General features: G+C 66.6%; 12 protein-coding genes and 1 pseudogene. 8 read left to right on the top strand and 5 right to left on the bottom strand.

The features are described from left to right. The first annotated feature begins 367 nt into the window (after window positions 1–367). Entirely contained in the window at window positions 368–1,858 is a 1,491-nt protein-coding gene (locus TBIF_RS11270; protein ID WP_024794905.1) for an MFS transporter, read from the top strand. Window positions 1,859–1,899: 41 nt separating this feature from the next. Here the strand turns inward: TBIF_RS11270 and TBIF_RS11265 are convergent, their stop codons facing one another. Beyond that, window positions 1,900–3,009, bottom strand: a complete 1,110-nt coding sequence (locus TBIF_RS11265; protein WP_024794904.1) for a baeRF11 domain-containing protein — start codon at window positions 3,007–3,009, stop codon at window positions 1,900–1,902. A 107-nt stretch (window positions 3,010–3,116) separates the two neighbouring features. Here TBIF_RS11265 and TBIF_RS11260 point away from each other — a divergent pair, with 107 nt between their 5' ends. Continuing rightward, complete coding sequence (locus TBIF_RS11260) at window positions 3,117–3,527, top strand: PPOX class F420-dependent oxidoreductase (RefSeq protein WP_235174673.1); 411 nt, start codon at window positions 3,117–3,119, stop codon at window positions 3,525–3,527. A gap of 34 nt (window positions 3,528–3,561) precedes the next feature. Here TBIF_RS11260 and TBIF_RS11255 read toward each other — a convergent pair whose 3' ends face one another. After that, entirely contained in the window at window positions 3,562–4,230 is a 669-nt protein-coding gene (locus tag TBIF_RS11255; protein ID WP_024794902.1) for a response regulator transcription factor, read from the bottom strand. Window positions 4,231–4,511: 281 nt separating this feature from the next. Then, window positions 4,512–5,678, bottom strand: coding sequence for a sensor histidine kinase (locus TBIF_RS11250; RefSeq protein WP_024794901.1), 1,167 nt, complete (start codon window positions 5,676–5,678; stop codon window positions 4,512–4,514). A gap of 126 nt (window positions 5,679–5,804) precedes the next feature. On the opposite strand from TBIF_RS11250, the gene TBIF_RS11245 reads away from it, so the two are divergent. The 6 genes from TBIF_RS11245 (at window position 5,805) to TBIF_RS11220 (ending at window position 10,481) form a co-directional block, all read left to right on the top strand. Beyond that, a complete protein-coding gene (locus tag TBIF_RS11245; RefSeq protein ID WP_024794900.1) occupies window positions 5,805–6,719 on the top strand; it encodes an ABC transporter ATP-binding protein in 915 nt (304 codons plus the stop codon). Then, a complete protein-coding gene (locus tag TBIF_RS11240; RefSeq protein ID WP_024794899.1) occupies window positions 6,716–7,528 on the top strand; it encodes an ABC transporter permease in 813 nt (270 codons plus the stop codon). The genes TBIF_RS11245 and TBIF_RS11240 overlap by 4 nt, the downstream gene beginning before the upstream one ends. Before the next feature lie 81 nt (window positions 7,529–7,609). Further along, window positions 7,610–8,416: an SDR family oxidoreductase gene (locus TBIF_RS11235; RefSeq protein ID WP_024794898.1), complete on the top strand. Its 807-nt coding sequence runs from the start codon at window positions 7,610–7,612 to the stop codon at window positions 8,414–8,416. Window positions 8,417–8,496: 80 nt separating this feature from the next. Further along, window positions 8,497–8,883, top strand: a complete 387-nt coding sequence (locus TBIF_RS11230; RefSeq protein WP_024794897.1) for a GntR family transcriptional regulator — start codon at window positions 8,497–8,499, stop codon at window positions 8,881–8,883. Continuing rightward, entirely contained in the window at window positions 8,880–9,770 is an 891-nt protein-coding gene (locus tag TBIF_RS11225; protein WP_038170808.1) for an ABC transporter ATP-binding protein, read from the top strand. The genes TBIF_RS11230 and TBIF_RS11225 overlap by 4 nt, the downstream gene beginning before the upstream one ends. A 9-nt stretch (window positions 9,771–9,779) precedes the next feature. After that, on the top strand, window positions 9,780–10,481 hold the full coding sequence (locus TBIF_RS11220) for a hypothetical protein (protein WP_038170812.1): 702 nt from the start codon (window positions 9,780–9,782) through the stop codon (window positions 10,479–10,481). A gap of 11 nt (window positions 10,482–10,492) precedes the next feature. On the opposite strand, the gene TBIF_RS26255 is transcribed toward TBIF_RS11220, so the two are convergent. Beyond that, window positions 10,493–11,179: a nitroreductase gene (locus tag TBIF_RS26255; RefSeq protein WP_024794894.1), complete on the bottom strand. Its 687-nt coding sequence runs from the start codon at window positions 11,177–11,179 to the stop codon at window positions 10,493–10,495. A 420-nt stretch (window positions 11,180–11,599) separates the two neighbouring features. Further along, window positions 11,600–11,746, bottom strand: a pseudogene (locus tag TBIF_RS26485) (TetR/AcrR family transcriptional regulator); the annotation flags it as partial.

Below are 11,746 nucleotides of genomic sequence, written 5' to 3'. Positions count from 1 at the left end.
GTACATTTTTTGGGGATGGCCCCGCACCTTTGGGTGCGGGGCCTTTCTCGTTCCCAAAGCAATATTGGCGGAGCTGGCTGCGTGGCCGGCGGCCTGTCGGATGCAGATGCTGCAGAGGGCGACCACCCTGCCCCATCGCCGATAGGTAGAGGTGATCCTCGCGCTATCAGAACATCGGGCCTACCATTGACCAGATGAGTCCTGAGCAATTGAAGCCTCGAGGCGCGATAACCCCGTCGCGCGGCGGCAGTGGGCTGGCGAGCCCCAACTCTTCGACCCATCCGTAGTCGGCGCGACCTGTCTGCTCGGAAGATCTTGTGGCCTCAGCACCCCTCGATACAGACGTTTTCATCCCGGAGGTACCGGCGTGACTTCTCAAACTCCAGTTCTCGATCCCAAGCGCTGGACCGCACTGGCCTTTATCGCCCTGGCCCAGCTGATGGTGGTGCTCGATGGCACCGTCGTCAACATCGCACTGCCCCACGCCCAGGAGGCGCTCGGTTTCTCCGATGCGAACCGGCAGTGGATCATCACGGCCTACGCGTTGGCCTTCGGCGGCTTGCTGCTACTCGGTGGGCGCATCTCGGACATGTGGGGTCGTAGACGCACATTCATCGTGGGCCTGATCGGGTTCGCCCTGGCATCCGCAGTGGGCGGTGCGGCGGTGAGCACCGGCATGCTGATAGGCGCTCGCGCGCTGCAAGGCGTGTTTGGCGCGCTGCTGGCGCCTGCCGCACTCTCGCTGCTCACGGTCATGTTCGCAGAGGGCAAGGAACGCGCGAAGGCCTTCGGGATCTATGGTGCGATCTCCGGCGCGGGGGCGGCAGTGGGTCTGCTGCTCGGCGGCGCGCTGACGGAGTACCTGAACTGGCGCTGGACTCTTTACGTCAATGTCATTTTCGCGATTATCGCGGTGCTGGGCGCGGTGTTCGTGATCCGCGAGCCGCCTGGACACCGCAACACGAACCCGATCGACATCCCAGGCGTGCTGCTGGCCAGCTCAGGGCTGGCGGCCGTCGTCTATGGCTTTGGGCGGGCGGCGACGGACGGTTGGCTCGATCCGCTCACCCTCGGTGTGCTGATCGCCTCGGTGGTGCTGCTGGCCCTGTTCGTGCTGGTGGAGAGCAAGGTGGCGTACCCGCTGCTGCCCCTGCGCGTGATTAGGGACCGCAGCCGCGGGGGCGCTTATCTGACCTTGGGACTCGCCGTTATCGGAATGTTTGGCATGTTCCTGTTCATGACGTTCTTTCTCCAGGACGTGCGCCATTACAGCCCGGTCGTCGCGGGTGTCGCGTTCCTGCCGATGGTGGTCGGCATGATGATCGGCGCCACCCAGATCGGCGCGCGGCTGGTGACCCGGGTCCGGCCGCGCCTACTGATGGGCCCTGGACTGTTGGCGGCCTGCATTGCGCTAGTGATCCTGACGAATATCAGCGTGGACAGCAGCTATTCGATGGTGCTGCTGCCAGGGCTTTTCTTGATGGGGTTGGGCATGGGGACGGCGTTCATGCCAGCGATTAGTTTGGCAACGTCCGGCGTGGAAGTCGCCGACGCGGGCGTGGCCTCGGCGATGGTGAACACCTCGCAGCAGATTGGCGGCGCTATCGGCACGGCCCTGTTGAACACGATCGCGACCAGTGCGACGGCGGCCTACATCACGGCGCACGCAGTCTCGTCTCCGGACGCGATGCCGGCGCTCAAATTGGAGGCCATGGTGCACGGCTTCTCCGTCGGCATCTGGTGGGCCGCCGCGATCCTGGGGCTGTCCTCCTTGCTGGCCTTCATCTTGATCGACAGCAAGAAGCTCGATGGCGTCGGGATCGAGGGCCTCGACGAGGCGGCGCCGGCGCTAGCGTGATCCCGCGTCCCCGCCACGCACTCGCAGGCGGGGACACCGGCTCAGCTCCTATAGCGGAGGATCGCCGCCACCTCGGCGCCGTCGGGCATGTCCTCCCCGCGTACGGCCGTGACCTTGGCGCCGGCGAGCAGGGCCCGTCGGGTGATCTCATCGACGACGCCATAGACCTGGGCGCCGTCATTCTCCGCGAAATGCACATCCCCGGTCTCGGGATCAACGGTGCCGGGCACCACACGCTCGATATTGACGAGCACCGTGCTGATCGCACCGTACGTCGCGGCCTTGGCGACATCGGCAACGTCCGTGAGCCCGCGGCCCTGGGATCGTCGCTCGTCGAAGAGTTTGCGCAGGTCGAAGAGCTCGTCGCGGTAGTGGCTGTCCAAGACCTTACGGGCGGCGTCAGCAAGGTCCGCATCGCTTAGCGTCTGAGGGTTGCCGTCGATACCCTGCGCCAGCAGACCCGGATAGGTGGTGGTGCTGCGGTAGATCGAGGCGATGGGGTCCGCCGCCGCGAGGATCAGCGGGATGCCGTGGCCGATCAAGGTGGTGCGCAAGGCGTGGTCGACGGCGCGGGAGAACTGCCTGATCCGGGTCTTGCGCGCGTCCGGGCTGTGCAGCCTGCCACCGGGGCCGTGGCCGCTGGGGCCGGGTGTGCCGAGCAGGGTTTCGAGGTCGGTGGGGAGACCGGGCACCGACAGCTCCACCGCGGGCTGGTCGGCGGACACCAGCACCAGGCGTACGGCGCCCTCGGCCAGGGCCAACACGAACGCCGTCTGCGGGAATGACGCCGTTCGGAGCATGGGCTTGATGTAGAAGCGATCGCCGGTGAACGTCACGGCGTCGAGTCGGTTCGGCAGCCGATAGCTGCGGATCCGCTCGGTGGTCGCATGCACCACCAGTGTGCGAGATTGGTAGCGCCAGAACTCGGACCACTCGGTGAGGCCTTCCAAGGACTGCTCGAGCGTGGCGCGCTCGGCGGAGTTCTCCACCTGAGCAAGGGCGGCGCGGACCTGGCCGGCGAACTCACGCTGCACGCGATCGTGGTCCTGGACGTTGTCGGCGGTGGGAGTGTAGATCGAGATGCAGGTTCTTCCTGCGGCGGACGCGAGGTCGGCGATTTCTGCCTGGCTCGGGATATCGGTGTGCACCATTGCTAGCCCTTCTCTGGGAGAACTGACTGTTGAAGACCTACCCCCAGGGTATCGAGTGCGTAGATGCGCGTCCGGCGAACAATGAAGCTGCACGTAGAGTTGCCATTATGTCCATGTCCTCGATGAGCGTCCCGTCCGCGATCTCCAGTGCCCGCTACGTCAACCTGGTCACGTTCCGCAAGGATGGAACGGGCGTGCCGACCCCGCTGTGGGCAGTGGAGTCCGACGGCACATTGCTGATCTGGACCAACAAGGACACCTGGAAGGTCAAGCGGTTGCGCAATAACCCCAAGGTGACGGTCACACCCTGCGATGTCCGCGGGCTCATCAACGACGAGGCCGTGGAGGTCGAGGGCACTGCGGTGCTGATCGAGGACGCGGCCGGGCTCAAAGATCTGCGCAAGGCGATGCAGGGCAAATACGGTTGGCAATTCTTCCTGACCGACCGCTTCGGCGCGCTGTTTCGGCTGGGCAAGCGCCCGCATGCCGGTATCGCGGTGACGTTCCCCGCACCATGACACTAGCGCGCAGTAAGTGCGGGCGAACAGGCTGCTAGAGCAGTCCCGCATCGTGCATGCAGATGGCGACCTGCACCCGGTTGGACGCGTCGAGCTTGGTGAAGATCCGGGAGATATGGGCCTTCACGGTCGCGACGCTCATGAACAGCGCGGCTGCGATCTCCGCGTTGGACATGCCAGCGCCAATCGCGACGGCGACCTCCCGCTCCCGGTCGCTGAGGTCGTCGGCGAGGCGGCGGGCGTCGTTTTCCCGGCCGTTGGGCAGGCCGTTCGCCACCTTGCTGATCAGCTGCGCTGTGACAGTGGGGGAGAGCGTCGGCTCGCCCTCGTGCACCCGGCAGATCGCGGCCACGATGTCAGCCGGCGCGGTGTCCTTGAGGAGGAAACCGCTGGCTCCGCTGGCGAGTGCACGGACTACATAGTCGTCGGCGTCGAACGTGGTGAGCACGATGACCTGGGGGGCGCAGTCGCGCGCGGTGATCTCCGCCGTCGCGGCGATGCCGTCGAGGACGGGCATGCGGATGTCCATGAGCACCACGTCGATGGGGTCGGCAGTGGTTTTGGCGGCCTCGACGATGGCGCAGGCCTCCCGGCCGTTCTCCGCCTCGCCAACGACCTCGATCTCCTTGGCGCCGCCCAGGATCATGGTGAGCCCCGCCCGCACTAGGGCGTCATCGTCGGCGACCAACACGCGGATGCTCATGCCCGACACGGTAGTCATGGGTGTGGAACGGGACGGAGAGTGGGGCCAGTACCGCTCAGCTACAGAGCTGAAGCGAGACCGTCAGCTTCCGAATGAGCTGCCCAAATTGAGGTCGTTGAGTATTCCGCCGGCCATGCTGCCGCCGTTGATAGACCCAAAGATCCCGTCATCAGAAGCTTCCTGAAAGCTACCCAAGTTATTGGTCCAGCCATTCATGAAGTGGGTTGCTGTCCAGGCCGTGCGCATATTTTTGTCTAGAGAATATGTTACGAGCGTCCGAATTACGGAATTGTCCGCCACGGCAACCACGCCCGCAGCACGAAAGCGCGGGCAGGGGTCACCTCGTGGGTGAGCGTGCCGCCGGCCAGCTCCACCCGCTCCTCGAGACCGACGAGTCCGAGCCCGGAGGCTGGGGTCTGCAGCCGGGAGTCGCCGAGATGCAGGGGATTGCTCAACTCCACCGCGATGCCGCTGGCGGGAGTGCCGGTGAGGGTGATGGACACCGTGGTGTCCTGCGCGTGTTTCCGGGCGTTGGTCAGGCCCTCCTGGACGACGCGGTACATCGTGCGACCGGTCGACTCGGAAACGGATCCAGCCTCGCGGGTGTCGGTGAGCAGCACGCGGAGGCCGGTGGCGCGGGCCTGGCCGATGAGCTGGGCGATGTCCTCGGCGGAGGGCTGAGGCAGGTCGGGGTTCGCGTCGCCGGGCCCGTCGCGCAAGATACCGAGCACCTCGCGCAGCTCTGTGAGCGCGAGGTGGGAGTTGTCCTGGATGATGCCGGCCGCAACTCGCATCTCGTCGGCGGAGAGGTCGGTGCGGAAGGTCATGGCACCGGAGTGCAGGGCGATCATCGAGATGCGGTGTGCCAGAACGTCGTGCATCTCGCGGGCGATGCGGGTTCGCTCAGCCTGGCGGGCCTGGTCCAGGCGCATGGACTGCTCGGACTCGGAGCTGTCGGCCCGGTCGCGCAGCGTTGCCAGCAACTCCCGGCGGGAGCCGATGTACATGCCCCAGCCAGTGGTGATGCAGATGACGGAGACGATGATGGCCCCGGTGAAGAACCCGTCCTCGTCGGTGGTCGGGTTCACGATTTCCAACGCGGAATAGCAGGCCAGGGACAGCAGCGCCACGGGCAGGATCTCGGGCAATCGTCTGCGCGTGGCCAGCGACATCAAGGCCAGCGTGGCTGGGCCGCCTGACAGGGCGGAGATGCTGGACATTAGGGCGGTGAGCGCGGCGACGGCGACCGGGCGGCGCCTGCGCCAGAAGGACAACGCCAACGCCAGCGCGCCGAGGCCGAGGTCCAAGAAGAGCCACCAGCGCGCGTGCTCCCACTGCCAAGAGGCGAGTTGGACCCAGCCCACGAGGCTGATCGCCACCACGAGCACGGTCCGCCAGATGTGGCCCCAGGTCGAGATGGGGGGCGGCGGTGGCTGGGTGGCGGTCACGGCTCTAAGAGTAGGGGTCGTCGGGGTCGAGGTCGTGGACCCTGAGTCGGCCACATACTTTCGGCTATCAAGGACTAGACCGTAGAGGGATGTTTCAGACCGCCCGGAACTGGGATAATTCTCGGCATGATCAAAGTAGAAGGGCTAACCAAGACGTATAAGGGCTTCACGGCCGTCGACAACGTCTCATTCACCTGCAAGCCGGGCGCCGTCACGGGCTTCCTCGGACCGAATGGTGCGGGCAAGTCGACCACGATGCGCATCATCGCCGGCCTGACCCCGCCTAGCCGCGGCATCGCCACGGTCAACGGCGTCAACTTCAGAGATATCCCCAACCCTGGCACCCAGGTCGGTGTGCTGCTCGACGCGTCGGCGCAGCACGCGGGCCGCACCGGTCGCGAGATCCTGACCATCAGCGCGCTCACGATGGGCCTGCCCTCGTCTCGGGTCGACGAGATGCTGGCCCTGGTCAGCCTGTCGCCCACGGAGGCCAAGCGCCGCGTCAAAAATTACTCGCTTGGCATGCGCCAGCGACTGGGCATCGCCAACGCGCTGCTCGGAAACCCGCAGATCCTCATGCTCGACGAGCCCGCCAACGGCTTGGACCCCGCGGGCATCCACTGGATGCGCGGGCTGCTGCGGGACTACGCGAATCGTGGCGGCACCGTGCTGTTGTCCTCGCACCTGCTCCATGAGATCGAGGTGATCGCCGACGAGATCATCGTGATCGGGCACGGCAGCATTGTCGCGCAGGGCACCAAGGACGAGCTCCTGCAGACTGCGGGCACGTTCGTGAAGGCCGGCGACAACTCCGCGCTGGCGGTCGCGCTCACCGCAGCCGGCATCATGGCCGCCCCGTCCGGCGACGGCGGCCTGCGCACCGAGAGCACCCCCGAGCAGGTCGGACGCGTCGCCGCGGCCGCCGGCATCCCCCTCGCCGAACTTCGTCCGGCGGATGGCGCCGGGCTCGAGGAAATGTTCCTCGAGCTCACCGCATCCACGCAGCGTGAGGTCAACACCCCCGTAGGAGTCCAGGCATGAGCGTTCAAGATTTCAGCGCCCCCACCGCCGCCCCGTCATTGGCCACCATCGACAAGTCCGCGCCGGGGATCCCCCTGAGCCGGCTCGTCCAGGTCGAGGTGCGCAAGATGTTCAACACCAAGTCCGGCTTCTGGCTGATGGCCAGCATCGGGATCCTCGCGCTGGTCGCCACCATCGGCGTGATCGCCTTCATGAACGGCGAGGACCTCGAGTACTCGGTGTTCGGGTCGGCGATCGCCGTCCCGATGGGGATCTTGCTGCCGGTGATCGCGATCCTGTCGGTCACCGGCGAGTGGAGCCAGCGCACCGGCCTGATCACGTTCACGCTCGTCCCGAACCGCGGCAAGGTCATCTTGTCCAAGGGCGTGGCGGCGGTGCTGGTCGGTGTCGTCTCCATGGTGCTGGTGCTGGTGCTCGGGGCGCTCGGCAACATTCTCGGCAGCGCTATCAAGGGCGTGCCGGCGGTCTGGGACGTCTCCGTCAACCAGTTCCTGCTGATCATCCTGGCCAACGTGCTGGGCATGCTGGTCGGCTTCATGCTCGGCGCGCTGATCCGCAACTCCGCGGGCGCCATCGTCGGCTACTTCGTCTACTTCTTCGTGGTGCCGACGGTCTTCGGCGTCCTGGCGGCGACCCAGGGCTGGTTCGAGAGCCTGCAGCCGTGGGTGGACTTCAACTACTCGATGTCCACTCTCTACAACTCCCCGGTGGCGCATGACTGGGCGACCCTCGCGGTGTCGGGTCTCATCTGGCTGGTCGCGCCGATGACGTTCGGCCTGATCCAGATCACCAAGGCCGAGGTCAAGTAGCAGAATCCGCTCGACACTGACGGCGATGGTGGCATGCTCAGGCATGTTGCCATCGCCGTTTCTTGTCTGGAGGGCTCCACCATGGATATTGCCGGAAAGGTCGCCATCGTCACCGGGGGCGGCGGTGGGATCGGCCGGGCGATCGCCCAGGCGCTGGTCGCGGGCGGGGCACAGGTGGTCGTGGCGGATCTTGACGCCGCCGCCGCGGACAGTGCCGCCGCAGGTCTCGACGGCGCTGTCGCCGCGAGTGGGGACGTCTCGGACCCTGACGTCATCGCGGGCCTGCTCGCACTCGCCGAGTCCTCGTTCGGGCCCGTCGACCTGTATTTCGCGAATGCCGGCATCGCGGGCGGCGTCGGCCTGGACCTCGCCGAGTCCGAGTGGGACGCCACCCTCGACGTGAACCTGCGCGCCCACATCCGGGCAGCGAAGCTGCTGATGCCCGGCTGGCTGGAGCGCGGAGAGGGCTACTTCATCTCCACCGCCTCGGCGGCCGGGCTGCTGACACAGGTCGGCTCTGCCGCGTACTCGGTGAGCAAGCACGCCGCTGTCGGGTTCGCCGAGTGGCTCTCGATCACATATGGGGACAAGGGCATTCGGGTGAGCTGTCTGTGCCCGATGGGGGTGAACACCAAGCTGCTCTACGAGGGGGAAGAGTCCGGCGACCCCCTCGGCCGAGCTGCCACCGCGGCGGTCGTCGCGGCCGGGCGGGTGCTGGAGCCGGCCGAGTGCGCCGAGGTGGTGCTGGCGGCGGTGGCAGCCGAACAGTTCCTGATCCTGCCGCACGAGGGCGTACTGGAGATGTACCGGCAGAAGGGCGCGGACTACGACCGGTGGATCCGCGGGATGCGCCGCTACCAGGCTGCTGTGTTCGCCGGGCTCGACTAACTCCCGCACCGGAAACCCTTGCGCATGGGGCTTCCTCGTTCTATGGTTAGTTACATGAGTAGTGAAGCAGGTGACCAATTATGCTTGACGGCGACAAGCCCATCTTCCAGCAAGTGGCGGAGCTGATTGAGAACTCGGTCATCGACGGATCCCTCGCCGAGGAGGCACAGGCGCCGTCGACCAACGAGCTCGCGCTGTTCCACCGGATCAACCCCGCCACCGCAGGCAAGGGGCTCAATCAGCTTGTCGCGGAGGGCATTCTCTACAAGAGGCGAGGTATTGGAATGTTCGTCGCGACTGGCGCCCGCGAGACCCTGCGAGTCCGGCGTCGGAAGTCCTTTGTCGCCGAATTTCTCCAGCCCACGGTGGTGGAGGCGCGCAAGCTCGGCATCACCGCCGCAGACCTCAAGACACTGCTCGACGGCATCGAAAACAACAGCGGCACAACGGAAGAGGGTCAGTCATGAGTGCGGGAGTGGCGGTCGTGGTGCGCGGCCTCGGAAAATCCTACGGCGATGTGCGGGCTCTCGACGACGCCTCCTTCGCGGTCGAAGAGGGCGTCATCTGCGGCGTTCTTGGACGTAATGGCGCGGGCAAAACCACTGCGCTGCAACTGATCACCGGGCAGGCGCTGCCCTCTGAGGGCTCGGTCGAGGTGTTCGGCCGCCGGCCTTTCGAGGACAGCCACGCGATGCGGATGCTCTGCTTCATCAGAGAGGGGCAGTGCTACCCCGAGAACTTCACGGTGGCGATGGTGCTGGCCGCCGCGGCCGACCTTCTCCCCCACTGGGACGCGGAGTTTGCGGACCGGCTGTTGGAGCGGTTCAATCTGCCGCGTAAACGCCGCGTCAAGAAGCTCTCGCGGGGCATGACCTCGGCGGTGGGCATCGTGCTCGGCCTGGCGTCCAGGGCGCCGTTGACCCTGTTCGATGAGCCCTACCTGGGCTTGGACGCGGTGGCGCGGCAGATTTTTTACGATGAGCTGCTCGCCGACTATGCGGAGCGACCCCGCACGGTGATCCTGTCGACGCACTTGATCGATGAGGTCTCCGACCTGCTCGAGCAGGTGGTGCTTATCGATCAGGGCCGAGTGCTGCTTGACGACACCACGGAGCGCCTGCGGCAGCGCGCGATCGTCGCCACCGGGCCCGCGTCTGCGGTGGACCTGCTGTCGGCCGGACGGAACCTATTCAGTCGTGAGTCGATGGGCGCCCAGGCACGCGCCGCGATCGAGGGCGCCTGGGCGCCGCGGGACCTGGCGGCGGCCCGAGCGATGGGCGTGGAAGTGGAACAGGCCTCACTGCAACAGCTGGTCGTCGGCGTCACGCGCGGCACCAGCGTCGAGGGAAACTAGGTGAATGACATGAACAGAATCCTCGCGATCGCGAGAATGCAGACGCGTCAGTGGCCGCTTGCCCTCATTCCGTGGGGGATCATCACCGCGGTCTTGGGCGCGAACATCGCGATCTTGGTGATCATCCGCGGGCAGGGCGTCGAGCTCCCCGCACAGCAGTTCAACGGTGTGGTCTCAAGCATCTTCTTCTTCGTCGCCGCCACCTATGGGGTGGCGATGACCCAGTTGTTCCCGTTCGCGCTGGGGCTCGGGGTGACTCGGCGGGAGTTCTTCGGCGGTACTCTCGTCGCCGCGGCGGGGCACGGCGTGCTCACCGCTGCCGCGCTCACGGCGATGGCCGCGATCGAGAGCGGCACAGATGGTTTCGGCGTGCACCTGCGGGCGTTCTCCGCCGTCCTCTGGGTCAGCGGCAACTACGCGCTGGTCTTCTTGGGGCTCGCGGCGGTCGTCATCGTGTGCGCGGCGATCGGCATGTTCGCCGGCACGGTCTACCTGCGCTGGAAGGCCGTCGGCATCTTCACCCTCAGCCTGCTTGTCGCGATCGCCGCGGCCGCGGCCGCCGTGCTGATCACCTGGCAGCGGGGATGGCCGGCGGTAGGACGCTTCTTCGTGGATTCGCCGGCGGCGGTGCCGCTCATCGCCCTGCCGCTGGCCCTGACCGTGCTGGCCTTCGCCGGCGGATACGGGCTCCTGCGCCGGGCCGAGGTCTGACGAACTAGGCGCTAGCTGCTGAACCAGGTGGCGACGTCGGCGGTGTCGGCACGCGTCGTGCGGAAGCTGTTGACGGCGTGCTCCTCATCGGGGTAGCCGAAGGAGATGGCGCATACCACCTTTCGGCCCTCCGGCAGGTTGAGGAACTCGTGCAGGTATGGGGAGCTGCCGGCCAGCGCGGCCTGCGGGATGGCGCCGAGCCCCAGGGACTGGGCGGCCAGCAGGAACGTGTTGACGTAGAGGCCGCAGTCGACGGCGCCGTAGACGCCGAGCGCCTCGTCGGTGGTGATGACCGCGACGTGCGGGGCGCCGAACAGGTCGAAGTTCTTCATCGTCTGCTCGCCCGACGCGGCCCGGTCGCCGCGGGGGATGCCGACGCTGTCATAGAGCGCCAGTGCGGTCTCGAGGCGCCGGGCCCGGTACTCGCCCACATACTCGCGGGGGAACTCGAAGTCCGGCGATTGGGCATTCGCGCGCACGTAGGCGGCTAGCCCGGTGCGGAAGCGCTCGGTGCCCTCGCCCTCGGTGATCACGACCTGCCAGGGCTGGGTGTTGCACCAGGACGGCGTCCGCTGCGACAACTCCAGGATGCGCTCGATGACGGCGCGGTCCACGGCCTCGGGCTTGTACGCGCGGCAGCTGAAGCGACCGTCGAGCAGTGATCCGAGAGTGGCGGAGAGGTCTACGGTGCTGGTCAGGGGCTGCGGCGCAATGGAGTCCGCCACGAAGGTGGCGGTCTGGGCGAATTCGCGGCGGAGCTCGATCTGGGGGTTGTCCCGCCAATGCAGGATCGCCGCGACGTAGCCGGCGGCCACCATCCGGGCGAGGAAGGCCGGCTCGAGGTCGGTGCGGACGTCGCCCCTCGCGTGGCCGGCCTCGATCAACGGCACAATCTGCGTGCTGATGTGGGCCGAACGCTCGGCGGGCCCCTCCCCGCTGGGCAGGTCCCGGTTCATCTCGCCGCTGACCAGCAGCATGTATTCGGGCTCGCGCTCCGCCGCGATCACGAAGTTCTGGAACATGCCGTGGATACGCTGGCGGGTCGGGGTGTCCTCATTGAGGGCTTGCTCCATGACCTCGCCGAAACGCTCCGTCATATCCCCCCACATCGCGGCTAGGACAGAGTCCTTGGTGGGGAAATAGTTGAAGAAGGTGCCCCGCGAGACGCCAGCCTGCTGGGCGACCTCGGTGACGGTGCTCTGCTCAACTCCTTGGGAGAGGAACATCGTCGCGGCCGCAGCGATAATCCGCTCCCGCGTGTCCAA

Origin of the sequence: Tomitella biformata AHU 1821 (assembly GCF_000524475.1) — a bacterium.
In the GTDB taxonomy this organism is placed as follows: domain Bacteria; phylum Actinomycetota; class Actinomycetes; order Mycobacteriales; family Mycobacteriaceae; genus Tomitella; species Tomitella biformata.
This window is presented reverse-complemented; position numbering and strand designations above follow the sequence as displayed.